This is a genomic window from Micromonospora sp. NPDC050276 (assembly GCF_044459545.1).
In the GTDB taxonomy this organism is placed as follows: Bacteria; Actinomycetota; Actinomycetes; order Mycobacteriales; family Micromonosporaceae; genus Micromonospora.
In genome coordinates this window covers 624,825-649,103 of record NZ_JBITJA010000001.1, presented here as the reverse complement: position 1 = coordinate 649,103, position 24,279 = coordinate 624,825, and the positions used below count along the sequence as shown (strand labels likewise).

At 71.5% G+C, this 24,279-nt stretch carries 22 protein-coding genes; 9 read left to right on the top strand and 13 right to left on the bottom strand.

All coding sequences use genetic code 11. From position 1 onward, the window contains the following. Positions 1–6 precede the first annotated feature (6 nt). The 3 genes from ACIBF8_RS03035 to ACIBF8_RS03025 are packed head-to-tail and all read left to right on the top strand — an operon-like array spanning position 7 to position 3,200. Positions 7–1,293 carry a nicotinate phosphoribosyltransferase gene (locus ACIBF8_RS03035; protein WP_396780636.1) on the top strand — a complete coding sequence of 429 codons (1,287 nt, stop codon included), beginning with the start codon at positions 7–9 and terminating at the stop codon, positions 1,291–1,293. A 37-nt stretch (positions 1,294–1,330) separates the two neighbouring features. After that, the gene (locus tag ACIBF8_RS03030; protein WP_396780635.1) at positions 1,331–1,912 is read left to right on the top strand and encodes an isochorismatase family protein; all 582 of its coding nucleotides are present in this window, start codon (positions 1,331–1,333) and stop codon (positions 1,910–1,912) included. 40 nt (positions 1,913–1,952) lie between these two features. Next, positions 1,953–3,200: an MFS transporter gene (locus tag ACIBF8_RS03025; RefSeq protein WP_396780634.1), complete on the top strand. Its 1,248-nt coding sequence runs from the start codon at positions 1,953–1,955 to the stop codon at positions 3,198–3,200. A gap of 474 nt (positions 3,201–3,674) precedes the next feature. On the opposite strand, the gene ctaD is transcribed toward ACIBF8_RS03025, so the two are convergent. Further along, positions 3,675–5,432: a cytochrome c oxidase subunit I gene (gene ctaD, locus ACIBF8_RS03020; protein ID WP_396780633.1), complete on the bottom strand. Its 1,758-nt coding sequence runs from the start codon at positions 5,430–5,432 to the stop codon at positions 3,675–3,677. Positions 5,433–5,562: 130 nt separating this feature from the next. Continuing rightward, positions 5,563–6,669, bottom strand: coding sequence for an FAD-dependent monooxygenase (locus tag ACIBF8_RS03015; protein ID WP_396780632.1), 1,107 nt, complete (start codon positions 6,667–6,669; stop codon positions 5,563–5,565). Positions 6,670–6,970: 301 nt separating this feature from the next. Between ACIBF8_RS03015 and ACIBF8_RS03010 the strand changes: the two genes are divergently transcribed. Beyond that, positions 6,971–8,092, top strand: a complete 1,122-nt coding sequence (locus ACIBF8_RS03010; RefSeq protein WP_396780631.1) for a cellulose binding domain-containing protein — start codon at positions 6,971–6,973, stop codon at positions 8,090–8,092. Between the two features lie 161 nt (positions 8,093–8,253). Here ACIBF8_RS03010 and ACIBF8_RS03005 read toward each other — a convergent pair whose 3' ends face one another. The 3 genes from ACIBF8_RS03005 to ACIBF8_RS02995 all read right to left on the bottom strand — a co-directional run bounded on the left by ACIBF8_RS03005 (position 8,254) and on the right by ACIBF8_RS02995 (position 10,285). Next, complete coding sequence (locus ACIBF8_RS03005; protein WP_396780630.1) at positions 8,254–9,219, bottom strand: N-acetylmuramoyl-L-alanine amidase; 966 nt, start codon at positions 9,217–9,219, stop codon at positions 8,254–8,256. Further along, entirely contained in the window at positions 9,219–9,371 is a 153-nt protein-coding gene (locus ACIBF8_RS03000; RefSeq protein WP_396780629.1) for a hypothetical protein, read from the bottom strand. Before ACIBF8_RS03000 ends, ACIBF8_RS03005 begins: the two co-directional genes overlap by 1 nt. A 125-nt stretch (positions 9,372–9,496) precedes the next feature. Further along, complete coding sequence (locus tag ACIBF8_RS02995; protein WP_396780628.1) at positions 9,497–10,285, bottom strand: aldo/keto reductase; 789 nt, start codon at positions 10,283–10,285, stop codon at positions 9,497–9,499. 94 nt (positions 10,286–10,379) lie between these two features. Between ACIBF8_RS02995 and ACIBF8_RS02990 the strand changes: the two genes are divergently transcribed. Continuing rightward, entirely contained in the window at positions 10,380–11,420 is a 1,041-nt protein-coding gene (locus ACIBF8_RS02990; RefSeq protein ID WP_396780627.1) for a DNA polymerase ligase N-terminal domain-containing protein, read from the top strand. Positions 11,421–11,434: 14 nt separating this feature from the next. Next, positions 11,435–12,625: a threonine synthase gene (locus tag ACIBF8_RS02985; protein ID WP_396780626.1), complete on the top strand. Its 1,191-nt coding sequence runs from the start codon at positions 11,435–11,437 to the stop codon at positions 12,623–12,625. A 38-nt stretch (positions 12,626–12,663) separates the two neighbouring features. Here ACIBF8_RS02985 and ACIBF8_RS02980 read toward each other — a convergent pair whose 3' ends face one another. From ACIBF8_RS02980 to ACIBF8_RS02970, 3 genes are all read right to left on the bottom strand, one after another. Beyond that, positions 12,664–14,463: a glycoside hydrolase family 15 protein gene (locus tag ACIBF8_RS02980; protein WP_396780625.1), complete on the bottom strand. Its 1,800-nt coding sequence runs from the start codon at positions 14,461–14,463 to the stop codon at positions 12,664–12,666. A gap of 48 nt (positions 14,464–14,511) precedes the next feature. Further along, positions 14,512–14,904 carry a cupin domain-containing protein gene (locus ACIBF8_RS02975; protein ID WP_396780624.1) on the bottom strand — a complete coding sequence of 131 codons (393 nt, stop codon included), beginning with the start codon at positions 14,902–14,904 and terminating at the stop codon, positions 14,512–14,514. Positions 14,905–15,283: 379 nt separating this feature from the next. Then, positions 15,284–16,162, bottom strand: coding sequence for a sulfotransferase domain-containing protein (locus ACIBF8_RS02970; protein WP_396780623.1), 879 nt, complete (start codon positions 16,160–16,162; stop codon positions 15,284–15,286). Positions 16,163–16,253: 91 nt separating this feature from the next. Here ACIBF8_RS02970 and ACIBF8_RS02965 point away from each other — a divergent pair, with 91 nt between their 5' ends. Continuing rightward, complete coding sequence (locus tag ACIBF8_RS02965; protein ID WP_396780622.1) at positions 16,254–17,318, top strand: beta family protein; 1,065 nt, start codon at positions 16,254–16,256, stop codon at positions 17,316–17,318. A 9-nt stretch (positions 17,319–17,327) separates the two neighbouring features. Here the strand turns inward: ACIBF8_RS02965 and ACIBF8_RS02960 are convergent, their stop codons facing one another. Next, positions 17,328–17,609, bottom strand: a complete 282-nt coding sequence (locus ACIBF8_RS02960; protein WP_396780621.1) for an adhesin — start codon at positions 17,607–17,609, stop codon at positions 17,328–17,330. A 193-nt stretch (positions 17,610–17,802) separates the two neighbouring features. Then, positions 17,803–18,876: an NAD(P)-binding domain-containing protein gene (locus tag ACIBF8_RS02955; protein WP_396780620.1), complete on the bottom strand. Its 1,074-nt coding sequence runs from the start codon at positions 18,874–18,876 to the stop codon at positions 17,803–17,805. Positions 18,877–19,015: 139 nt separating this feature from the next. Between ACIBF8_RS02955 and dacB the strand changes: the two genes are divergently transcribed. Further along, positions 19,016–20,599 carry a D-alanyl-D-alanine carboxypeptidase/D-alanyl-D-alanine-endopeptidase gene (dacB, locus tag ACIBF8_RS02950; RefSeq protein WP_396780619.1) on the top strand — a complete coding sequence of 528 codons (1,584 nt, stop codon included), beginning with the start codon at positions 19,016–19,018 and terminating at the stop codon, positions 20,597–20,599. A gap of 45 nt (positions 20,600–20,644) precedes the next feature. Here the strand turns inward: dacB and ACIBF8_RS02945 are convergent, their stop codons facing one another. The 3 genes from ACIBF8_RS02945 to ACIBF8_RS02935 form a co-directional block, all read right to left on the bottom strand. Next, positions 20,645–20,974 (bottom strand): hypothetical protein, encoded by a 330-nt coding sequence (locus ACIBF8_RS02945; RefSeq protein WP_396780618.1) that lies wholly within the window; start codon positions 20,972–20,974, stop codon positions 20,645–20,647. 113 nt (positions 20,975–21,087) lie between these two features. Beyond that, a complete protein-coding gene (locus ACIBF8_RS02940) occupies positions 21,088–22,026 on the bottom strand; it encodes a hypothetical protein (protein WP_396780617.1) in 939 nt (312 codons plus the stop codon). Between the two features lie 152 nt (positions 22,027–22,178). Then, the gene (locus tag ACIBF8_RS02935) at positions 22,179–22,772 is read right to left on the bottom strand and encodes a pentapeptide repeat-containing protein (protein ID WP_396780616.1); all 594 of its coding nucleotides are present in this window, start codon (positions 22,770–22,772) and stop codon (positions 22,179–22,181) included. 98 nt (positions 22,773–22,870) lie between these two features. On the opposite strand from ACIBF8_RS02935, the gene ACIBF8_RS02930 reads away from it, so the two are divergent. After that, positions 22,871–24,103 carry a serine hydrolase domain-containing protein gene (locus ACIBF8_RS02930; RefSeq protein ID WP_396780615.1) on the top strand — a complete coding sequence of 411 codons (1,233 nt, stop codon included), beginning with the start codon at positions 22,871–22,873 and terminating at the stop codon, positions 24,101–24,103. The last annotated feature ends 176 nt before the right edge of the window (positions 24,104–24,279 follow it).

Below are 24,279 nucleotides of genomic sequence, written 5' to 3'. Positions count from 1 at the left end.
GGGCCGGTGAGCACCCACCGCCCCGCACTGCTGACCGACCACTACGAGCTGACCATGGTCAGCGCGGCACTGAAGGACGGCACCGCCGACCGCCGCTGTGTCTTCGAGGTGTTCAGCCGCCGGTTGCCGAGCGGCCGCCGGTACGGGGTGGTCGCCGGGACGGCCCGGCTGATCGAGCTGATCCGCGACTTCCGGTTCGACCCCGCCGAGGTCGAGTTCCTGCTGCGGACGGGAGTGGTCGACGAGACGGCGGCGGCGTGGCTCACCGACTACCGCTTCACCGGCGACGTCGACGGGTACGCCGAGGGTGAGCTGTTCTTCCCCGGTTCACCGATCCTCGCCGTCTCCGGCGGCTTCGCCGAGTGCGTGGTGCTGGAGACACTGGTGCTGTCCGTGCTCAACCACGACAGCGCGGTGGCCGCTGCGGCGGCCCGGATGGTGACCGCCGCGCGGGGCCGGGCTCTGATCGAGATGGGCTCGCGTCGGGCGCACGAGGAAGCGGCGGTGGCCGCCGCACGGGCCGCGTACCTGGCCGGGTTCCGGTTCACCTCCAACCTCGCCGCCGGTGCGCGCTACGGCATCCCGACGGCGGGCACGGCGGCGCACGCGTTCACCCTGCTGCACGACGACGAGCGGGCGGCATTCGCCTCGCAGGTCGCCACGCTGGGCAAGGACACCACGCTGCTGGTCGACACGTACGACATCAGCCAGGGCATCCGCAACGCGATCGCGGTGGCCGGACCGGAGCTGCGGGCGGTGCGGATCGACTCGGGCGACCTGGCGGTGATCGCCCAGCAGTCCCGGGAGTTGCTCGACTCGCTGGGCGCCACCGAGACCAAGATCATCGTTTCCGGTGACCTGGACGAGTACGCGATCGCCGCGCTGGCCGCCGAACCGGTGGACATGTACGGCGCTGGCACCGCCGTGGTCACCGGCTCCGGGGCACCGACCGCCGGGCTGGTCTACAAGCTGGTCGAGGTCGAGGGCCGTCCGGTGGTAAAACGCTCCGAGCACAAGGCGACCATCGGCGGCCGGAAGGTCGCGGTCCGCCGGCACAAGCCGACCGGCACCGCCACCGAGGAGATCATCGTTCCGCAGGGCGTTCCGGATCGGCAGCCCAACGACCGCATGCTCCAACACTCGTACGTGGTCGCCGGTGAGCCGGTGGCGCTGCCCACCCTCGACGAGTCACGGGAGCACCTGCGCGAATGCCTGATCTCGATACCGTGGGAGGGGTTGAAGCTCTCGGCCGGCGACCCGGCCGTGCCGGTCACCGTCGTACCCGCCGACTGAGCCTTCCGCCCGATCCGATCCCGAAGGGAGACGCCCGATGGCCAACGCGCTGATCATCGTGGACGTGCAGAACGACTTCTGCGAGGGCGGCTCGCTGGCCGTCGCCGGCGGTGCCGGGGTGGCCGCCGGCATCTCTCGCCTGCTCGCCGCGGAGCCGGACCGGTGGGCGCACGTGGTCGCCACCAAGGACTACCACGTCGATCCGGGTGCCCACTTCGGCGACCCGCCGGACTTCGTGGAGTCCTGGCCCCGGCACTGCGTGGTCGGCACCAGCGGTTCCGAGTTCCACCCGGAACTGGACACCGCCCGGGTCGAGGTGATCTTTCACAAGGGCGAGCACGCCGCGGCGTACTCCGGTTTCGAGGGGCACGCCGACGACGGCGAGTGCCTGGCCGACTGGCTGCGCCGGCACGACGTGGACCGGGTCGACGTGGTCGGCATCGCCACCGACCACTGCGTCCGGGCGACCGCGTTGGACGCCGCCCGGGAGGGTTTCGCCACCACCGTGCTGCTCGAGTTGACCGCCGCCGTCGCCCCAGCGACCACCGACGTGGCCCTCCGGGCGATGGAGGGCGCCGGGGTGATCCTGCACGGTCAGCCTGTGATCAGGGCCGCATGAGGCAATAATTGGTTGGCCAAAGGGCCGCCGCCGGTCAAGGATGTCGCCGGAGGTACGGACCCACGTGAACATGAAGCCTTACCGGCGGGCACTCGCCCTGCCCGGCCTGCGGTCGCTGCTGCTGGTCGCCGTCCTCGCCCGCATCCCGCTCACCGCGACCGGGGTGACGCTGACCTTCCACGTGGTGCTCGACCTTGATCGGGGCTACGGGGCCGCCGGCCTGGTGGGTGCGGCCGTGACTGTGGGCGCGGCAATCGGCGGACCGCTGCTCGGCCGACTGGTGGACCGGCGTGGACTGCGCCCGGTGCTGGTGCTCACCGGGATCGCCGAGGCGATCTTCTGGTCCACCGCGCCCACGCTGACATACCCCGTACTCCTGCCGGCCGCCTTCGTGGCCGGCTCCCTGGCGCTGCCCATCTTCTCCGTGGTCCGTCAGTCGATCGCCGCGCTGGTCCCCGAGGACCAACGCCGCCCGGCGTACGCCCTCGACTCGATGTCGGTGGAGCTCTCTTTCATGATCGGCCCGGCGTTGGCGGTGGCCCTGGTCACCGCGATCTCGGCGCAGACCACCATGTATCTGGTCGGTGGCGGCATCGTCGCCGCCGGGATTGCCCTGTGGCTGGTAAATCCGCCGATCCGCGGGGCCGCCGAGCCCCCTGGCCCGCAGCGCCGGGTGCCGCGCCGGGAGTGGCTGACGCCCCGACTGCTCGCCGTGCTGGCGCTCAGTGCCGCCGCGACACTGGTGCTCGGTGGCACCGACGTGGCGGTGGTCGCCGTCCTGCGGGCCAGCGGCGAGGTCGGCTGGACCGGTGCGGTCCTGGCCATCTGGGCGGTCGCCTCGCTGGCCGGCGGTTTCGCCTACGGGGCGGTGCACCGCTCGTTCTCCCCGCTGGCGCTGACCGCCGCACTGGCCGTGTGCACCATTCCGGTCGGGCTGGGCGGTGCGCACTGGTGGCTGCTGTGCCTGGCGCTGATCCCGGCCGGCGCGCTCTGCGCACCGACCATCGCGGCCGGCTCGGACGCGGTCAGCCGCCTGGTCCCGGCCGAGGTACGCGGTGAGGCGATGGGCCTGCACGGCTCGGCCGTCACCGTCGGTATCGCGGTCGGCGCCCCGCTCGCCGGCGCGGTGATCGACGCCAGCGCGCCACTCTGGGGTTTCGTGGTGACCGGCGCGCTCGGCGCACTGGTCACCCTGGTGGTGCTCCCGATCGAGCTGCGCCGCCGCCGCACCGTCGACGCGGCCACCCCGCCGCCCGTCGAGGCCGACCTGACCCCCGCCGTCCGCTGACGGCCCGCCTACGCGGCGCAAGTGAACGTCGCGTCCACGCCGGTCCCGCGCGGCGCTGTGACCGCGGCGGCGGCACGCCGGAGCGCCCCAGCTCGGGGGAGCAGCCTGCGCCGGCGCGGGCTGCTCTGGACCGGGGTGCTCTGCCCCGAGCGGGCGAAGCGATCTTCCATCGGAGCAGCCGGGCTAGACGGAGCCAGGCCAGGCCAGGCATACCTGCTGATGAGCGACATAGCCCCGAATCCGGGCCGGACCACAATGCCACGCCGGGCCAAGACCGGGCCGGGCCAAGACCGGACCGAGCCCAAGGACGCCGAGCCACACCGGGGCACGCCGCTAAAGCCAGCCGCCGGCACGCGGCGCGTGGAGCGGCCGGGACGAGGCGAGACGCAGGAGTGACAGTGCGCTGGACATGGCGACGGGCGCCGCTCCCGGTGGTCCCGGGGACGGCGCCCGTCGTACTGCTGAGGTCGAGCGTCAGTGCCGGTCGAGGTCGCTGGCGGTGTCCTCGCGGTAGCTGGCGCCGCCGTCCGACTCGCTGGTGAGCGGCTTGGCGCCGCCCTCCGGCGGGCCGGCCAGGCTCTGGCCGGCGGCCAGTTCGGGGAACTTCATGTCGAACGCCGGCCGCTCGGAGCGGATCCGCGGCATCCGGTCGAAGTTGCGCAACGGCGGCGGGCTGCTGGTCGCCCACTCCAGCGAGTTGCCGTGACCCCAGGGGTCGTTCACCTCGACGACCGGGCCGGTCTTGTACGACTTCCAGCAGTTGTAGATGAACGGCAGCGTCGAGATACCGGTGATGAACGCGCCGATCGTGGAGATCGTGTTCAGCGTGGTGAAACCGTCACCGGGCAGGTAGTCGGCGTACCGACGGGGGAAGCCCTCGGCGCCGAGCCAGTGCTGCACCAGGAACGTGGTGTGAAAACCGATCATGGTGAGCCAGAAGTGCACCTTGCCCAGGCGCTCGTCGAGCATCCGGCCGAACATCTTCGGGAACCAGAAGTAGATGCCCGCGAACACCGCGAACACGATGGTGCCGAAGAGCACGTAGTGGAAGTGTGCCACCACGAAGTACGAGTCCGACACGTGGAAGTCGATCGGCGGGCTGGCCAGCAGCACACCGGTGAGACCGCCGAAGAGGAAGGTGACCAGGAAGCCGACCGCCCAGAGCATGGGCGTCTCGAAGCTGATCTGGCCCCGCCACATGGTGCCGATCCAGTTGAAGAACTTCATACCGGTCGGCACGGCGATCAGGTAGCTCAGGAAGCTGAAGAACGGCAGCAGCACCTGGCCGGTGGCGAACATGTGGTGCGCCCAGACGCTCATGGAGAGCGCGGCGATCGCGATGGTCGCGGCGACCAGACCCTTGTAGCCGAAGATCGGCTTGCGGGAGAAGACCGGGATGACCTCGCTGATGATGCCGAAGAACGGCAGCGCCACGATGTACACCTCGGGGTGCCCGAAGAACCAGAAGAGGTGCTGCCAGAGCATCGGCCCGCCGGTTGCCGGGTCGTACACGTGCGCGCCGAGGATGCGGTCCGCGGCGAGCGCGAACAGCGCGGCGGCCAGCAGCGGGAAGACCAGGATCACCAGGAGGCTGGTGACCAGGATGTTCCACGTGAAGATCGGCATCCGGAACATGGTCATGCCGGGCGCGCGCAGGGTCAGCACCGTTGTGATCATGTTCACCGCGCCGAGGATGGTGCCCAGACCGGAGATGGCCAGACCCATGATCCACATGTTGGCGCCGACGCCGGGCGAGTGCTCGACGCTGCTCAGCGGCGCGTACGCGAACCAGCCGAAGTCGGCGGCGCCACCCGGGGTGATGAACCCGGCGGTCGCCATCGTCCCGCCGAACAGGTACAGCCAGTAGGCGAAGCTGTTCAGCCGGGGGAAGGAAACGTCGGGCGCGCCGATCTGGATCGGCACGATGTAGTTCGCGAAGGCGAACACGATCGGCGTCGCGAAGAACAGCAACATGATCGTGCCGTGCATCGTGAAGAGCTGGTTGTACTGCTCCGGCGACAGGAACTGCAGCCCGGGTCGGGCCAGCTCAGCACGCATGACCAGGGCCATCAGGCCACCGATCATGAAGAACACGAACGCGGTGACCATATACATGATCCCGATTTGCTTCGCGTCCGTGGTTCGCAGCAGCCGCGCGATGGCCGACCCCTTGACCGGCTCCCGGACCGGCCAGGGCCGGGTCACGACCGGCTTGGGTGCGACGGTGGTCACGAGTGGCCTCCGGTTCTCGGTTGTCCCGCTCGGCACACGCTGGTTATCGGCGGGCCGTCATCCGCAAGGAGGATAGTCCCCGGCAGGTCGCAGCGCCGCGTGGGGTGGCGTGACACGATCTACAACGGGCCTACAGCGGGCCGAGCAGGAGCCGGTAGTGCTCCCCGAAGATCCGGTCGCCGCGTCCGCGCAGCAGCGGGTCGCGCAGCGCCGGCGGCACGTCCCTGGTCCGGTTGCGGTCCCGGGTCCGGTCGCGCACCCATCGGGTACGCGGACGGCGACGACTCTCGTACGCCACGAGCGCGGCCTCCACGCTGTTCGCGGCGCGCAGCGACTCGGCCAGCACCACGGCGTCCTCCAACGCCATGGCGGCGCCCTGGGACAGCGTGGGCGCGGTGGCGTGCGCGGCGTCGCCGACCAGCAGGATGCGACCCCGGTGCCAGCGGCCCAACTCCACCTCGTCGGTGATCCCGACGTGCACCTCGTCGAGCGCCGCCAGCACCTCGGGCACCGGCCCGCGGTAGTCGGCGAAGAGGTCCCGCAGCCGGGCCAGCGGGTCGGCGGGCTCCTCGGTGCCGGCCTCGTCGGCGTACAGGTGCAGTCGCCCGGCACCGATCGGCACCATCAGGAACCCGGAGCGCTGCCCGAGCAGCGCGGTCCACTCGGTGACCGGTGGGCCGTCGCGCAGGACCGCCCGGTAGACGACCTGCCCGACCGGGCGCGGCGGCCCACCGAGCGCGGCCAGCGCACGGACCGAGGAGCGTGGCCCGTCGGCGCCGATGACCAGGTCGTACTCCGCGGTGGTGCCGTCGGTGAAGGTGACGCCGACCGCGCCCGGGAGCAGGTCCAGGGTGCGGACCTCGGCGCCGTGCCGGACGGCGCCGCCGGCACCACTGAGCAACACCCGGTGCAGGTCGGCCCGGGGTAGTGCCCGACACTCGCCGACGCCGGCCCAGAGGGCGTCGAGGTCGACCTCGCAGAGCTGCGCGCCCGCGGCGTCGAGGAACCGCTGCCGGTGGATCACCTGCCCGATCGGCCGGACCGGGTCGTGCAGGTCGAGCCGGTGCAGTGCCCGGGCGGCGTTGCCGGGCAGGTAGAGACCGGTCTCGGTGGACTCCCCCGGCGGCAGCTTGTCGGTGACGTCGGGCCGGAAGCCCGCCAGGCGCAGCGCCCGAGCCACGGCCAGGCCGGCGATGCCCGCGCCGACGACGAGGATGCGCAGGGGGGAGCCACCCATGGTGGTGTACGCCTCCGGAGGGGGAGCGGAACGCGTTGGAGGCAACACGCTACTCGGAGCTATTGCCCCACGCCAGGCCCCAATCGGCCGTCTCGGCGGCGCTCGTCGGCGTTTCGCGGCGCTTAGCTGGCCGTCGGGTGACAGCCGTCCGGCGGGGGCATGGCAATCCTCACAATTCGCCAGTTTGACGCATGCGGTTGCGCCTTAGTTTCAACCATGTAAATGTGTCGTTGAGCGTGGGAGCGCTCCCGCACCATCCCACCACATCCGGCGCCCGGCACGCGCCGAGTCAAGGAGCGTCATGAAACGTCAACTTCGGGCCCTGGCCGCCGCCGGGCTCCTCCTCACCAGCTCACTGGTGGCCGTGGCCCTCGGCGGCAACGCCTCCGCCGACACCCTGATCTGCGAACAGTACGGCTCGACCACCATCCAGGGCCGGTACGTGGTGCAGAACAACCGCTGGGGCACCACCGCTCAGCAATGCATCAACGTCACCAGCAGCGGCTTCGAGATCACCACCCAGAACGGGAGCAGCCCCACCAACGGGGCGCCCACCGCGTACCCCTCGGTGTTCTTCGGGTGTCACTACACCAACTGCTCCCCCGGCACGAACCTGCCGATCCAGGTGAGCCAGATCAGCAGCGCCACCAGCAGCATCTCCTACCGCTACGTCAGCGGCGCCACCTACAACGCGTCGTACGACATCTGGCTGGACCCGTCGCCCAAGCGGGACGGGGTGAACCAGATGGAGATCATGATCTGGCTCAACCGGCAGGGTCCGATCCAGCCCATCGGCTCGGTGGTCGGCACGACGAATCTGGCCGGCCGCACCTGGGAGGTCTGGCGGGGCAGCAACGGCTCCAACAACGTCATCTCCTACGTCGCGCCGTCGGCGATCTCCAGCCTGAACTTCAGCGTGCTGGACTTCATCAACGACACCCGCAACCGGGGCGCGATCACCAACTCGTGGTACCTGACCAGCATCCAGGCCGGCTTCGAGCCCTGGCAGGGCGGCGTCGGCCTCGCGGTGACCTCGTTCTCGGCCAACGTCAACGGTGGCGGTAACCCCACCACCCCGCCCCCGACCACGCCGCCGCCGGGTGGTGCGGGCTGCGCGGTGAAGTACACGGCGAACTCGTGGAACAACGGCTTCACCGCCGACGTCCAGATCACCAACACCGGCTCCAGCGCGATCAACGGCTGGACGCTGAACTACAGCCTGCCCAGCGGGCAGACCGTCACCAACGCGTGGAACGCCACGGTCAGCCAGAGCGGCTCCGCGGTGACCGCCCGAAACGTGGGTCACAACGGGTCCATCGCACCTGGAGGCACGGCCAGCTTCGGCTACCAGGGGACGCTGAACGGGTCGTACTCGTCCCCGAGCAGCTTCTCGCTCAACGGGGCGACCTGCTCGCGTAACTGAGCTGTCGTGGGGGCGCGACCACACGGTCGCGCCCCCACCACTCAAAAGATCCACTCGGGTTCCTTGAAGTCGGGGCATCCTCGTGCGTGGGACACCCCGACTTCCGGAAAGCCGAGTCGATCAAGCCGGGGCGGCGCGTCGAGCCGGGGCGGGCATCGAGGTCAGACCCGGGTGAGGCGTACGGCGTCGGCGATGACCAGGCCGGTGGTGTTGCTCCACCGGCTCACGCCCACCCGGTTGGCGTCGCCCGCCGGCAGCGTGAACGTGCCGAGGATCCGCCACTGCCCGCCGGTCGCCCGCTGGTCGACGTAGACGGTCTGGTTGCCGCTGCTGGTGGCAACGATGTACGGGGTGGCGCTGTTGTAACCGCTGTTCGCCGGCCACCAGGCCTCGACCCGGTAGCTGGCGGTGGCCGGGACGTTGAACCGGTACCAGGCGACGTCGCTGGCGGCGACCGGGTCGGCGTACCGGTAGTCGGCGCCGTAGCGCTGACTGGAGTACGACGACACCCCCCAGTTGGCGCTGGCGGTGAACCGGCCGGAGGTGGTGTTGTCCACCGTGGAGGACCAGGCGGTGCCGCCGCCGGCCATGCGCGCCGCCACGTCGGCCCGCATCACGTTCAGGTCGATGAAGGACGGGTCGATCTTTCCGGTGGTGCTGGTCTCCCGGTGGCCCCGGGCGTAGCTGCTGTCCCGGCCGAGGCGGGTGAGCACGGCGGCGGTGGCGGCGAGCGACGCGTTGTACTGCGCGGCGGTCATCTCCTGGTTGACGCCGTTGTAGTCGATCTCCCACCCGATCATCAGGGTGTTGCCGTCCCCGGCCGGGATCGGCCCGCTGCCGCCGCTGACCCCGGCGTGGTTGCACCGGCCGGCGGAGATGACGTGGAAGACACCGTTGTAGTCGACGAGTGCCTGGCACAGCGGCCCCGGCAGGTCGGACCGGCCGTTGATGCAGATGCCGAGCGCCGGGTGCGGGTTGCTGGCGCTGGACGTCGAGGCGGTGTGGTGCCAGAGCACCCCGATCGGGTCGAAGGAGCCGGGCCGCATCCGGTTGAGCCAGTCTCCCTCGACGACGACCTGGACCCCGGCGGCGCGCAGCACGTCCACCAGCCAGGGAATCGTGGCCATCAGGCGTCCTGGATCAGGTCGGCGAGGCACTCGGCCTTCGGCGCGGCGCTCGCTGCGGCGGGTCGGGCGACGACGGTCAGCGCGGCGACCATCAGGGCGGGGATGCCGAGCACCCCGCGGCGGCGTAGACGGATGGATGGTGATCGGGTCATGGCGATCCTCCAGCGACGGGGGCACGAACGGATCGACGATCGTGATGACGGGGACGCTATACCGTCACATGCGTCGATGTCGATACCCTTCACCGCCAAGGCAGGTGCTGAAGGATTTCGCCGATTCAGGCGTTGCCGAGCGCGTCTATGTCGCGCATCTCCTCGGCGGTCAGCGAGAAGTGGAAGACGTCGAAGTTGGCGGTGATCCGCTCCGGCGTCACCGACTTCGGGATCGCCACGATCTCGTGGTCGATGTGCCAGCGCAGCACCACCTGCGCGGGCGAGACACCGTGCGCCGCTGCGATCCTGGTCAGCACCGGGTCGCTGAGGTCGCTGGTCTTGAACGGGCTGTAGCCCTCCAGCACCACTCCCCGGTCGCGGTGCTCGACGTGCCGCTGCCGGTCGTACAACGCCGGGCTCCACTCGATCTGGTTGACCGCCGGGTTCTCCTCGGTCGACTGGATCAGCTCGTCGATCTGCCCGGTGCTGTAGTTGCTGACGCCGACCGCCCGGGTCAGGTTCTCGTCGCGGGCGGCCAGCAACTCGCGCCACAGCGGGATGCTGTCCGTCGGCGACGACGGCGGCCAGTGGATCAACCAGAGGTCCACGTGGTCGACACCGAGCGCCTCCAGGCTGGCCTCCAACGTCGCGCGCTCCTGGCCCACCCGGTTTGGCGGGAGCTTGGTGGTGATGAAGACGTCCTCGCGGCGCAGACCGCTCTCCCGCACCGCCCGGCCGACCTCCCGCTCGTTGCCGTACACGGTGGCGGTGTCGATGTGCCGGTAGCCGGTGTCGAGCGCGGCCAGCACGGCGTCGTAGCCGGCCCGGCCGGTGGCCTGCCAGGTGCCGAAGCCGAGCAGGGGCATCCGCACGTCACCGGGGAGCAGGACGGCGGGCTGGTCGGTGAGGTCCATGTGCTCCGTTCTACCCCGCCGAGCCTGCTGCCGCCGAGCGAACCGGACACCCCGGCGCCCTGCGCGATGGTCCGGTTTGCCGGAGAATGCGGGTGTGACCGACCGGCTGGAGGAGTACCGCCGACGACGGGACGCGGCCCGGACACCCGAGCCGGTGCCGGAGGGTCCTCCGGCGGCCGGCCCCGACGCCGCCCGCTTCGTCATCCAGCAGCACCACGCCCGCAGCCTGCACTGGGACCTGCGCCTGGAGCGCGAGGGTGTGCTCGCGTCCTGGGCCGTGCCACGCGGGCTGCCGCGCGACCCGGGCCGCAACCACCTCGCCGTGCACACCGAGGACCACCCGATGGAATACCTCGACTTCGCCGGCGAGATCCCCGCCGGCGAGTACGGCGGCGGCCGGATGATGATCCACGACCGGGGCACCTATCGGTGCGAGAAGTGGCGCGACGACGAGGTGATCGTGACGCTCTCCGGTGAGCGCACCGCCGGCCGCTACGTCCTCTTCGCCACCGGCGGGCGGGACTGGATGGTCCGGCGTATCGACCCCGCGCCGCCGGACTGGACACCGATGCCCGACCTGGTCCGACCGATGCACGCCACGCCCGCCGCCCGGCTTCCCCGCGATCGCGCGGAATGGGGGTATGAGCTGCGCTGGGACGGGGTCCGGGCGATGGCGTACGTCTCCGGCGGGCGGCTGCGGCTGCTCTCCGAGACCGACGAGGAGATCACCGGCGGGTACCCGTGGCTGCGCGCGATGGCCGAGGCGCTCGCGCCCACCGAGGCGGTGCTCGACGGTGTGCTGGTCCGCATCGACGCGACCGGGCGGGTCCGCCCGATCCGCCCGGCCAGCGGCAGCCGGGTTCCCACCGGCGCCCAGTACCTGGTCGTCGACCTGCTCTGGCTCGAGGGCGTGAGCAGCGCCGATGTGCCGTACGCGCAACGCCGGGAGCTACTGGATGGGCTGGCCTTGGCCGGTGGGCACTGGCAGACTCCGCCGTGGTTCCCGGGCGCGGGCGACGAGGCCCTGCGTGCCGGGCAGGAACAGGGCCTGCCGGGCGTGGTCGCCAAGCGACTGGACTCGGTCTACGAGCCAGGGCGGCGCAGCCGGCACTGGCTGAGCATCGACGCGGTCTGACGGCGAGGAGCGACGTGTACCTGACCCACCTGGACTGCCCGCGCTGCGGCAAGGAGTACGCGGCCGATCGGTTACAGAACCTGTGCGAGTGCGGGTCTCCGCTGTTGGCCCGCTACGACCTGCCGGCCGTGGCGAAGGCGGTCACCCCGGAACGTTTTCCGTTGCGCCCGGCCGACCTGTGGCGTTACCGGGAGTTGCTGCCGGTCGCCGACCCTCGGCACGTCACCACGCTGGGCGAGGGCTGGACGCCGCTGCTGCGCGCCCCGGCGTACGGCGCCGAGATCGGCATCGCGGACCTGATGGTCAAGGACGAGGGGCTGATCCCGACCGGCTCGTTCAAGGCCCGGGGCGCGGCGGTCGGCGTGAGCCGGGCCCGTGAGCTGGGCGTCGAGCGCATCGCGATGCCCACCAACGGCAACGCCGGGTCGGCCTGGGCCACCTACGCCGCGCGGGCGGGGATGGGCGCGACCATCGTGATGCCGTTGGCGGCACCGAGCATCTGCCGACGCGAGTGCGTCGCCGCCGGGGCCGACCTGCGTCTGATCGACGGGCTGATCGGCGACGCCGGGCGGCGGGTGGCCGAGCTGATCGCGGAGTCGAACGGGGCGATCTTCGACGCCGGCACGCTGCGCGAGCCCTACCGGCTGGAGGGCAAGAAGACGATGGGGTACGAGATCGTCGAGCAGCTCGGCTGGCAGGTGCCCGACGTGATCATTTACCCGACCGGCGGTGGGGTCGGCCTGATTGGCATCCACAAGGCGTTGCACGAGCTGCGTGAGCTGGGCTGGGTCGGCGACAAGCTGCCCCGGCTGGTGGCGGTGCAGTCCACCGGCTGCGCGCCGATCGTGCGGGCGTTCGCCGCCGGTGAGGATCGGGCGCAGCCGTGGTCGGACGCGCACACGGTGGCGTTCGGCATCACCGTGCCGGCGCCGCTGGGCGACGAGCTGATCCTGACGGCGCTGCGGGAGTCCTCCGGCACGGCCGTGGCCGTCGACGACGCGGACATCCTGGCCGACCTGCGGGACTTCGCCGCCCGGGAGGGGCTGCTGCTCTGCCCGGAGGGGGCGGCCTGCCTCACCGCGGCACGGCAGCTGCGCGCGGGCGGGTGGATCCGGGCCGGCGAGCGGGTGGTGGTGCTCAACACCGGCGCCGGTCTGAAATATCCGGACACCATCGACGTCTCCGACGTACCCCTGGTGAGGTGAGACGGCACCCCCCCGGCCCGGGACGGTCCGCCGAGCAATCAGTAGCTGTCCGGCTCGGTGATCCGCCAGGCCGCGTTGATCAGCCCGATGTGCGAGAGCGCCTGCGGCATGTTGCCGAGCTGCGTCCCGGTGGACAGGTCGATCTGCTCGCTGAACAACCCCAGGTCGTTGGCGTACCCGACGACCTGCTCGAACAGCGCCTCGGCCCGCTGCTGCTCACCCGTCATCACCAGGCACTCCACCAGCCAGAACGAGCACAGCAGGAAGCCGGCCGGATCGGTCGTCCACCGCCGCAGCAGCCCACCCTCGGTGCCCAGCTCGCGTTCGACCATCGCGATGGTCGAACGCATCCGCGGGTCGGTGGCCGGGAGGAAGTGCGTGACCGGCAGGGCGAGCACCGAGGCGTCCAACTCCGCGGACCCGAACGCGCCGGTGAACGCCCCGATCCGGTCGTTCCACCCCTCGCGCAGCACGGTGTCGCGAATCTCGTCGCGGATCCCGGCCCAGCGGCGCGGGTCGGCCCGATCGCCGAGCCGGTCGGCGAGCCCCACCGCCCGATCCATGGTGAGCCAGCACGCCACCTTGGACGACACGTAGTGGCGCTCCTCGTCCCGGGTCTCCCAGATACCGCGGTCGGGCAGGCGCCACGTCGAGGCCACCTGCTCGGTCAGCCCGAGCACCATCTCCCGCAACTCGTCCTCGAACCGCGCGCCGAGGTAGTCGCGCAGCCGCCACACCGCCGACATCACCTCACCCGGCACGTCGAGCTGTCGCTGCCGCCAGGCGTCGTTTCCGACCCGCACGGGCCTGCTGTCGCGATAGCCGCGCAGGTGGTCGCAGTGGTGCTCGGAGACGTCGCGCTCGCCCTCCAGCCCGAAGAGCACCGGGACGGGCTCATCGCCGAACCGGCCGATCGAACGGGTCGCCCAGGCGAACAGCCGGGACGCCTCGTCCGGGCAGGCCGCCACCCAGAGCGCCCGCATCGTCAACGAGAAGTCCCGCAGCCACGAGTAGCGGTAGTCGTAGTTACGGTCGCCGCCGATCCGCTCGGGCAGCGAGGAGGTCAGCGCCGCCGCGACCGCGCCACTGCGGGCGTACGTGAGGCCGGTCAGCACCGTCGAGCTGTGTTTGACGAGTTCGGGATAGCGGCCGGAATACCCGTGCGCCTCCCGGAACGCCTGCCACGCCTGTGTCGTCTCGGCGAGGGTGGTCAGCGGGTCCATCCGGGCCGGAGGGTCGCCGTACGCCTCGCCGAAGGCCAGGTCCATCCCGATCACCTGACCGGCGGAGACCTCGAACTCGTGGGTCACCCGGTCGGTGCCCGCCCGCAGGTGCAGGCCCCCGGCGCGCAACATCAGCACGATCGGACCGGCACCGGCCAGCACCCCGCCGTCGGGCTGCTCGTGCAGGTACGGCGTGAGCAGGCCGTACTCCGGGCGGGGCGCGAAGTCCAGTGCCATCCGCACCCGCCCGGACAGCCCCTCGACCACCCGGATCAGCACGGCGGGTGAGTTCTTGCCCAACTCGTGGGCACGGGCGCCGACCTCGGCGGCGAGGGCATCGACGACCGCCACGCTGCCGTGCGGGGTGTGGTGCACCGTCCGCAACACCAACGTGTCCGGCAGGTACGCCCGCTTCACCCGGTAACCCGGGCCACCGACCCCGACCGGCGCCAGCCGGAAGTGCCCAGCACCCGGGTCGAGCAACCGCGCGAACACCGACGCCCCGTCGAACCGGTGCGGGCACCACCAGTCGACCGAGCCGTCCTTGCCGACCAACGCCCCTGAACGGGAGTCCGAAAGGAACCCGTAGTCGGAGATCGGCGGCTGCTGCTCCACCCGCCGGGGGTACCCGCATCGGCCCGGATCAGGCCGCCGCCGAACGGATCACTCGGTCGGCGGCTCGTCCTCGCCCGCCGCCTCGGCCGCGTCGGCCTCCTCCTTGGTCCGGTGCACGGCCTGGTCGGCATGCTCCGGAGGGCCGTAGACGGTGTACAACACCAGCGGATTGGGGCCGGTGTTCACGAAGTTGTGCTTGGTGCCCGCCGGCACCACGACCAGGTCACCCGCGGCGACCTTCCGCTTCGCACCAGCGACCCGGGCCTCGCCGACGCCACTGACGAAGGTCAGGATCTGGTCGATGTCCTCGTGCACCTCCTCGCCGATCTCGCCGTCGGCGGGGATGGTCATGATGACCAACTGGGTGTGCTCGCCGGTCCACAGCACCCGCCGGAAATCCGGGCTCTTCTCGGCGACAGTCGCGATAGTGAAATGCTCCATGCCCACGTTCATACCCCGTTCGGCAGCGCGCCACGCCGGGCCGGCAGTCGGTGCGGCATGACGCCGGGACTCGCGAATGGTGGAATTCCTCACGGTCGGTGGGTTTGGATCCGCCCCGGCCGGGGATCGAGAACACGGACCGGCACGAAGGGCCGGTCGAGCCAGGTCCCCGCCGGCGTACCGCCGAACGGCTGCGATGGTGGGAGACGGCCAGAGCGCGGCGACGTTCCGACCACTGTCGAAACGGCGCCGCGCGCTCGTGTGGACCGGGCCGGCGGCAACGCCCACGCCGCGATCTTGCACTTCCTGTCCTGAAATAAGGGGCATCTCACGCGTATCGGCAACCGAAGCTGCAAGATCGGCGCGAACGGTTGGGTTGCTAGCGGTGTAGCCAGGTGAGCAGGTCTGGGGGCGCCAGAGTCGCTGTCCGCGCCTCGTAGCGGGCTCGGGCGGCCCCATCCAGCAGGTCGCGGCCCTGGCCGGAGGCACCCTGGCGAAAGAACGCCTGCCGGTCACGGAACACGCCGAGCGTGTCCGGGGCGAGCCGGTCGGCGCGCTCCCGCATCCGACCGAAGGTGGCCGCCTCCACCAACTCCGACCCCGGGGCCGGGAGCCCCCACCGGTCGGCGAGTCGGCGCATCTCCCCGCCCAGATCGGCCAGCAGGTCGTCATAGTGCACCAGCTCGACGTTCGGCTCGTGCCGACGGGTCCACGCGTCACTCAGGTGCATCAGCACCCCTGGTAGCGAATCCAGCTCGGCGCGCGGGTCCACCTCCCGGTCGACCCAGCTCGACAGCCAGCGCTCGACCGGAGGGCGCGCACGGGGCGGCCCGGCCGGGGCGGGTTGTCCGGTCAGTTCGGCGAGGCGGGCCCGGTCCAGGTTGGCGGCCTGGTGATAGAGGGAGACCGCCAGGTCCAGCGGGTGCCGGGCCACCACCACGTAGTGCACCCGGGGATCGATCGGCACTCCGTCCAGCGGGGTATGTGTCTTGATGAACCGCCGGTGTGGCTGTGCGGCCAGCCGGCCGTACACCGCGTCCCGCGACTCGACCAACCAGTCCAGCCACGGCGACAGCTCGGTCAGCGGCGCCGGCAGCTCAGGGGTACGCAGCACCAGCAGCGCACAGATCATCTGCATCCAGGTGGTGCCGCTCTTGGACCGGGTGCTGATCACGATGTCGCCGGCCCGGAACGGGAACCCGGTCCACCGGGCGCTGTCCTCGTCGTCGGATCGGTAGCGGTGAACTGGCGTGCGCATCGAAGGATGGTAGTCACCGAGCCGACAGTCGAGCAGCCAAATTCCGACCTACATTCCTGTGACACATGCACATGCCTGGCTAGATTGAAGTATGGTGCCCGCCCACGGGGGCCGGGCGGAACCGGTCTACCGCCCCATCCTCGCCAGCCGACGGGGCGAGCTGGAGGCCCTGAGCCACCTCGACCCCGCGTACGCCGCACTGGTCGCCCCGGTACTGGAGATCAAGGCGTTCGATCGATCCACACTGGACGCTGTCCGTCGCCTGCCAGCCGGGCTGCTGCCCGCCGTCGACGTCAGCGCGCTGCCCGACGCCCCCGAGGCGGAGCTGACCCGCTGGGGCGTACCGGTGGTGCCGGTGATCGGGCTCGCGGAGAGCGACCACCGGCTGATCGTGCACGGCGCGGCAGCGCGGGCGTACGGCCGGCGGGCGCTCATCCGGCTGCGGGCCGGCCTGGACCGGGCGGGGCCGGACGCGAGCACCACCGCCGTGGAACGCATCTGGCGGTTCACCGACCTCGCCCCGGAGGAGTGCGACCTGCTGGTCGACGCGGGGGACGTGTGCTGCCCGGCCGACGTGCGGGCCGCCGAGCCCCGGGTGCGCCATCTGCTGGACTGGGCCCGCCGGCACGCCTGGCGATCGGTGACGGTGGCGGCGGGCGGGATGCCGCCCACGCTGTCCCGGCTGCCCACCGACGAGCCGATCCAGCTGGATCGGTGGGACTGGCAGCTGTGGCGACGACTCGCCGACGCCGGGGTCGACTATGGCGACTACGGCGTCCATCCGGCCGCGCCCGGCACGGGTGACCCCGGGGACCGGTTGCCGACCGTGCGGTACACCGACGACGGACGTTGGTGGGTCTACCGGTGGGCGCGACGCGGCGGCCGGGGCGACGACCGGTTCGCCGACCTGTGTCGAACGCTGGTGTCGGCACCGCACTGGCCGAGCGCCGGGGCGGCTTTCTCCTGGGGTGACCACGAGTTGCTGCGCCGGGCCCGCCGGGGCGCCGGCGCAGGCTCGGCCGCCAACTGGACGGCGTGGAGCACCTCGCACCACCTGGCGTACGTGCTGGCCACGCTGCTGCATCCGAGCGGCGGTGGCACGCCGAGGTGGCACCCCGGGCAGGGTCCGCCGCAGCGGGGGCGATCGCTGCGGTGAGCCCGTGGGCTACTGCTTCTCGGTGAAGCCGAACTGGATGATGCCCTCGTCGTCGACGGTGGCGTCCACCGAGGCGTCGCCGAGCAACTCGGCGGCGTCCTCGTCCAGGAAGATCCGGGCGCCCTGGTTGTCGACCACCCGATCGCCCTGCACCGGCTCGGGCACCAACTCCACGGTGAGCGAGCCGGCCTCGGCGTCGGCGGCGATGCGCACCCCGCCGTCCTGGGCGACGTCCTGCTGGTTGGCGAGGTCACGGATGACGAGCACGGCGTTATCGGTCATGGTGAGCATCGGTGGAACTCCTCGTGGATTCTCGGCTCGCGGTCGGATACCGCACGGACCGGACAGTCGGCCCGCGTATGAGCACACGTGGGAGGCGACAGGAGGGGCGAACGGTCATCGCCGTCGCATCGAATCGGGGCAGCTGACAGCCCCGTCACCTCCACCGTGCCCGCTGGCGGACCATCCGTCAAATAGATCCAGGTCAGTGGAGAGCGGCGGCCGGGGCCAGCCAGGCGCGAATCTCGTTGACCGCCGCGCGGCCGGCCCGGTTGGCACCGATCGTGCTGGCCGACGGGCCGTACCCGACCAGGTGAATCCGCTCGTCGGCGACCACGCGGGTGCCATCCATCGTGATACCGCCGCCCGGCGCGCGCAGGCCCAACGGGGCGAGATGGTCGATGGCCGCTCGGAAACCGGTGCACCAGAGGATCACGTCCGCCGGCACGAACCGCCCGTCCGCCCAGGCCACCCCGTCGGGTGTAATCCGGTCGAACATGGGTAGCCGGTCGAGGACGCCACGCTCGCGCAGTCGGCGTACCTCCGGGGTGACCGGCAGGCCGGTGACCCCCACCACGCTGCCCGGCGGGCGGCCGGCCCGGACCACCTCGTCCACCCGGGCCACCGCGGCGCGGCCCAGTTCCGGGCCGAGCTTCGCTTCGGTGAACGTCGGCGGCCGGCGGGTCACCCAGGCGGTGGCCGCCGCGACGGTGGAGACCTCGCCGAGCAGTTGCACGGCCGAGGTGCCGCCACCGACGACCACCACCCGCAGGCCGGCGAACTCGGCGGGCCCCCGGTAGTCGGCGGTGTGCAGCTGCCGTCCCCGAAACGTGGACCGGCCCGGATAGTGCGGCCAGAACGGCCGCGTCCAGGTGCCGGTGGCGTTGATCAGGGCACGGGCCGTCCAGGTGCCCTGGTCGGTGTGCACATCCAGCCGCCCGTCGGGGCGCGAGCGGACCGCGCGGACCCGCACCGGCCGCCGCACCGGCAGGTCGAAGGTTTTCTCGTACGCGGCGAAGTAGGCGCTGACCTGCTCGGCGGCCGGGCGTTGTGGATCGGCGGGCGAGAGTGGCAGCCCGGGCAGGTCGTGGAAGCCGTGCACCCGGTCGAAGACCAGCGTCGGCCAGCGGTGCTGCCAGGCGCCGCCGGGCCCGACGTCGCCGTCGAGGATGACGAAGCCGGTGCCGGGGAGGAAGCCGGTGCGGCGCAGGTGATAGCCGGCGCTCAGGCCGGCCTGCCCGGCACCGATCACCACGACGTCCGCGGAGTGGGTTTCCACGTGGGGTGCAACGCCCCGGAGGTGGCCGGTGTGCCCGTCCCCGACCGTCGCGCCGATCACACGCAGCGGCTGGCCGCGACGGCAATATCTTTCGTCCGAGGATCTTCTCTGGCGAATATCTCCGTGGCAGCATCAGCACATGCATCGCCGTCACTTTCCCCGAGCCCTCGCGCTGCTCGCACTGGTCGCCACCGCGGCCACCGCCGGCGCGCCCGGTGCCACGGCCGAGTCGCCCACCCCCGCGACGACCCAGCTGCACGCCACCATCGACACCATCCTCGCCGACACCCGGCTGGCCGGCGCGCAGGCGTCGGTGGTCGTGGTCGACACCGGTACGGGACAGACGCTCTACGACCGCAACGGTGACCGCCGCCTGGTCCCGGCCTCCAACACGAAGCTGCTGACCTCGACGGCGGCCCTTGAGCTACTCGGCCCGGGGCACCGCTTCACCACCGACGTACGCGCCAGTGGCAAACGCCGCGCCAGCCTGCTCTCCGGCAACCTCTACCTGCGGGGTGGAGGTGACCCGACCATGCTCGCCGCCGACTACGACGCGCTCGCCGCACAGGTCGCCGCCGACGGCGTACGGGTGGTCACCGGAAATCTGATCGCCGACGACACCCGCTACGACCCCACCCGTCTGGGCCCGGACTGGACGTGGGACGACGAGCCCTACTACTACGCCGCACAGGTCTCCGCGCTGACCGTTGCCCCGGACACCGACTACGACGCGGGCACCGTGATCGTGCACGCGACCCCGGCCGATCGGGCCGGTGCCCCGCCGGTGGTCAGCACCACCCCACCCACCGGATACGTCCGCATCGACAACCGCGCCCAGACGGTCAGCGAGGGTGAGACCTCGATCTCGATCGAGCGCGAACACGGTGGCAACACCGTCGTGGTGACCGGCCAGATCGCCATCGGCGACGAACCCGCTAGCGACTGGGTGACCGTCTGGGAACCCACCGGTTACGCGGCCGACGTGTTCCGGGCGGCGCTGCACCGACACGGCGTCCGGGTGCTCGGCCGGACCGTGCTCGGCCAGCCCACCCCCGAGACGGCCCACCCGGTCGCCCGGCACGACTCGATGAGCCTGGGCGAGCTGATGACGCCATTCCTCAAGCTCTCCAACAACGGGCACGCCGAGGTGTTGACCAAGGAGATCGGCCGGGTGCTCTCCGGATCGGGCACCTGGACGGCCGGGCTCACCGCGATCAGCGAGTACGTCGCCGACACCGGCATGGACACCGGGAGGCTGCGCCAGCGGGACGGCTCGGGGCTGTCCCGACGCAACCTGATTCCGGCGGCGGAGTTCGTCGACCTGCTGAGCGCCGTCCGCACCGAACCGTGGTTCGCCACCTGGTACGCGGCGCTGCCGATCGCCGGGCAACCCGAGCGGTTCGTCGGTGGCACCCTGCGCAGCCGGATGGCCGGCACACCGGCGGCGGGCAACGTGCACGCCAAGACCGGCAGCCTGACCGGTGTCTCCGGGCTCTCCGGCTACGTCACCAGCGCCGATGGTCGCCTGCTGGCCTTCTCCATCCTGCTGAACAACTACCTCACCGCGTCGGTCAAGTCGCTGGAGGACCAGATCGCCGTGGCCCTGGCGGGGTACCGGGAGGGCGGCGCGTCGACGGCGCGGTTGGCACCGCCGGCCGTACCGGAGACGCCGCGCACTCCGGAGGGCGTCGAATGCTCCTGGGTCAAGCCGATCACCTGCTGAGTGGGGGCCGGGAGGCGCGGTTGCGCCTCCCGGCCCGGCGGGCGTCTAGGCCGGACGGTCCGGTGGGGGGACCACCGCCGTCGGGTCGCCACGCTCGATGAGCGCGGCGATCTCAGCGGCCCGCAGCCCGCGTAGCGCCAGCACCCGCGTGCCCCAGCGGTGCAGGCGACACGGGTGCGGGCTGGCATCGTTGCGGCAGACCACTCCCCCGGACCACCGTCGGGGGGCGTGCACCACCACCGCCCGCACGGCGAACTGGGTGTCCTCGCCCGTGACGTAGGGCGGCAGAGGGATGTCGCGAAGACCCTCCCCAGACGCTTCACCGACGCCGGACGAAGCGGCACGACGGACGCGGTGGACGGTGCTGCTACTCATCTCCGCTGCCTCCACACTGGATGGTCGGATGGGGACAGCAGAAAGTTACGACGCCTTCGGCCCTCCGCGACGGACAAACTGTCCCGCTGTGCGGGCACGCAGCGATCGGTCGGTCAGCGCACCGTCACGGCCTGGAGCCCGACGTTGCCGCAGTGCGGCGTGAAGACCTTCTCAACGGTCCACTTCAGCAGCAGCCGGGCACCCTTCGGCAGGGTGAAACGGATCGTGAACTGGGCACTCTGACTCGTGTAGGGGTCTTCCAGTCGAGCGGTGCTGGCCGGCCCACCGGTGGACAGCCGCGCCTCCAGGAGGCCCCGAGCCATCCAGATGCCACCGTAGAGCTGGACGGTGCGCGGCGCGCCGCTGCCGGCGATGGCAAGACTGAACCCGTTGCCGGCACCGCAGGTGTAGACCCCGTTGGAGCTGCCGTGCGTCGACCGCTCCGGTGCGCCGTCGGACCAGCGGACGTACTCCTGGTTGCCGTCCCAGGCGACGCGCTTGCCGGCGCCACCCCCGTCGATGATCTCCCCGGAACCGGCGCGCTTGCGGATCGTCGATCTGCCGCCCCGCTCCCCCCAGTGCACCCAGTCCCGGGTGCCGACGGCGGTGAGATCGACGGCGGCGGGCATCTCGCCCCGGGTCACCGACAGCGCCGGGGAAGCGGGCTTGACCGGCGGCGGTGCGGGTGCGCTGGTCGACGGCGTCGGGTCCGGCGAGGGCGGGCGCTGGCGCGGACGCAGGCCGGGCGTAGCCGGCCCCGCCTCGCCGGTGCGCCCATCTGCGGCCGGGAGAGCGGGGGTACGGGCGGCCTCGGCGGGCGCGCCGCCCGGACCCGCCTGGTCGTCGCCGGGCTCGGGACCGGACCGGGTGCTGAGGTACGAGATCAACACCACCAGGCAGGCGAGTACGGCGACGCCCTCCACCGCCCAGCGTCGCCGCTGTCGGGAACGCGCGACGCGGCGCAGCACGCTGCGGGTCTTCCCGGCGGTGATGGCACGCGGACGGTGCCTCGGCTGCGCATCGCCAGCCCGCGCGCGGTCTTCGTCCGCCACCGACCCCTCCAACTCCACCGCCCGGCCGTCATGGACCGACGCGGAGCGCAACGTCCACTGTGGTCCGATTCACGTTCGCACGGGCTGGACGACACGCTAGATCCGGACTGCCGGACGTGTCCAGCCCGCAACCGGACGCCGCGTCTCTCGTCTCAGCCGATCCGGAAACCGAGCAACTGCGCGATGACCACGGCCTGCTCGACGTCGATGACGGCACCGGCCCGCTCGACGACCGTCGGGTCGAGTGCGGTGAGATCGCTGCCCCGCAGGTCGGCGCCGCCGAGCCGGACGTTGGTCAGCTGCGCGCCGGAAAGATCGACGCCGGTGACGGTAGCGCCCGTCAGGTTGGCCCGGGTCAGGTCCACCTCGCGCATGCGTACCCCGGTCAGTCGGACGCCGCGCAGGTCGGCACCGGGCAGCGCGGCGAACGACCAGTCGCCGCCGTCCACCGTCAGCGGGCGCAGGTCGCACTCGCTGAAGGTGCTGCCGACCAGCTTGCAGCCGGTGAACTCGGCCTCGAAAAAGTTGCACCGCCGAAAGACGCAACGGGTGAAGGCGGAATCGACGTGCCGGGAGGCGTTGAACGCCACGTTGCCGAACGTGCACCCGGTGAAGACCGCCCCTCTGCTCACCGCCTCGGTCAGGTCCACCCCGAAGAACTCGCAACCCACGAAGTGCCGGTCGGTCAGCTCCTCGCCGTACCAGTCCTCGTCGCGGAAGGTCGCATCCTCGGTCAGCTCCGGCATCCGGCCAGGCTAGTGGGCGCCGCCGACACCCGGCGGCCGGTGGGGCCGGCGCCCAGCCCTCTTCCGGTAGCGGAGTACCGGCGAGTAGGTTCGGCGGCGTGAGTGTGGCTCGAAGCAAGGACCCGGATCAGATCGGTTTCGACCCGGCGCGGCTGGCGCGGATCGACGAGCACTTCGGCCGGTACGTCGACGGCGGCCGGCTGGCCGGCTGGCAGGTGGTGGTCACCCGTCGCGGCGAGGTGGCGCACTCCTCGACGTACGGGCTGCGCGACCGGGAGTCGGGCGCACCGGTCGAGGCGGACACGCTCTGGCGGATCTACTCGATGACCAAGCCGGTCACCTCGGTCGCGGCGATGATGCTGTGGGAGGAGGGCCGGTTCGAGCTGACCGACGAGATCAGCCGCTGGTTGCCGGAGTTCGCCGACCTGCGGGTCTACTCCAAGGGGTCCGCGCTCAAGCCGTACACGGTGCCGGCGGTCGAGCCGATCCGGATCTGGCACCTACTCACCCACACGGCCGGCCTGACGTACGGCTTCATGCAGACCTCGGTGGTCGATGGGCTGTACCGGGCCGCCGGCTACGACCTGTACCCGCCCGCGAACGTCGACCTGGCCGGTGCCTGCGCGGCCTTCGGCGAGCTGCCGTTGCTGTTCCAGCCCGGGTCGGCGTGGGGCTACTCCGTCGCCACCGACGTGCTCGGCCGGCTCGTCGAGGTGATCTCCGGGCAGAGCCTCGACGCGTTCTTCGCCGACCGGATCTTCGGCCCGCTGGGCATGACCGACACCCGCTGGTGGGTGGAGGGCGACGAGGCCGACCGGCTGGCCGCGCTCTACGTGCCGGACCCGCGCAGCGGGCGGGCCGTCCGCTACGACAGCCTCGGGGCGCTCGCATTCAGCAAGCCGGCGTTGCTCTCCGGCGGCGGTGGTCTGATCTCCAGCGCCGCCGACTACCACCGCTTCACCCAGCTACTGCTGGGCGGCGGCGAGGTGGACGGCATCCGGCTGCTCGGGCCGCGCACGGTGCGGTTCATGACCCGCAACCACCTGCCCGGTGGTCAGGACCTGGGCACCCTGTCCACCGGCGGCTTCGCCGAGACCACCCTGGACGGGATCGGTTTCGGCCTCGGCTTCGCGGTGGTCGACGACCCGGTCCCCAGCCGGGTGCCGAGCAGCGTCGGCGAGTACTACTGGGGTGGGGTGGCCAGCACCGCGTTCTGGGTGGACCCGGCCGAGGAGATCACCGCGCTGCTGTTCACCCAGCTGATGCCGTCCAGCACGTACCCGCTCCGCTCCCAGCTGCGCCAACTGGTCTACGCCGCCCTGGTCGACTGACCGGACGGAGGAGCTGCGGCAGCCATTCACCTGCCCTCGCTGTAGACCTGCCCCAGATGTGGGGCAGTCCGGCGCCACTGACCGGACTCCACCTGGCGGGCGACTCTCCACCACCGGCCGCCCCATGTCTGGGGCAGCTCTACAGCACGCCGGGCAGCAGGATGCCCCAAGCACGT

Excerpts from the sequence above, each read along its gene's own strand:
- ACIBF8_RS02970 (WP_396780623.1), bottom strand. The coding sequence starts at position 16,162 with ATGCGCACGCCAGTTCACCGCTACCGATCCGACGACGAGGACAGCGCC.
- ACIBF8_RS02945 (WP_396780618.1), bottom strand. The coding sequence starts at position 20,974 with ATGAGTAGCAGCACCGTCCACCGCGTCCGTCGTGCCGCTTCGTCCGGC.
- ACIBF8_RS02935 (WP_396780616.1), bottom strand. The coding sequence starts at position 22,772 with ATGCCGGAGCTGACCGAGGATGCGACCTTCCGCGACGAGGACTGGTAC.
- ACIBF8_RS03005 (WP_396780630.1), bottom strand. The coding sequence starts at position 9,219 with ATGGCCACGATTCCCTGGCTGGTGGACGTGCTGCGCGCCGCCGGGGTC.
- ACIBF8_RS03025 (WP_396780634.1), top strand. The coding sequence starts at position 1,953 with ATGTCGCCGGAGGTACGGACCCACGTGAACATGAAGCCTTACCGGCGG.
- dacB (WP_396780619.1), top strand. The coding sequence starts at position 19,016 with ATGCATCGCCGTCACTTTCCCCGAGCCCTCGCGCTGCTCGCACTGGTC.
- ACIBF8_RS03030 (WP_396780635.1), top strand. The coding sequence starts at position 1,331 with ATGGCCAACGCGCTGATCATCGTGGACGTGCAGAACGACTTCTGCGAG.
- ACIBF8_RS03000 (WP_396780629.1), bottom strand. The coding sequence starts at position 9,371 with ATGACCCGATCACCATCCATCCGTCTACGCCGCCGCGGGGTGCTCGGC.
- ACIBF8_RS02995 (WP_396780628.1), bottom strand. The coding sequence starts at position 10,285 with ATGGACCTCACCGACCAGCCCGCCGTCCTGCTCCCCGGTGACGTGCGG.
- ACIBF8_RS02960 (WP_396780621.1), bottom strand. The coding sequence starts at position 17,609 with ATGCTCACCATGACCGATAACGCCGTGCTCGTCATCCGTGACCTCGCC.
- ACIBF8_RS02975 (WP_396780624.1), bottom strand. The coding sequence starts at position 14,904 with ATGGAGCATTTCACTATCGCGACTGTCGCCGAGAAGAGCCCGGATTTC.
- ACIBF8_RS02965 (WP_396780622.1), top strand. The coding sequence starts at position 16,254 with ATGGTGCCCGCCCACGGGGGCCGGGCGGAACCGGTCTACCGCCCCATC.
- ACIBF8_RS03010 (WP_396780631.1), top strand. The coding sequence starts at position 6,971 with ATGAAACGTCAACTTCGGGCCCTGGCCGCCGCCGGGCTCCTCCTCACC.
- ACIBF8_RS03015 (WP_396780632.1), bottom strand. The coding sequence starts at position 6,669 with ATGGGTGGCTCCCCCCTGCGCATCCTCGTCGTCGGCGCGGGCATCGCC.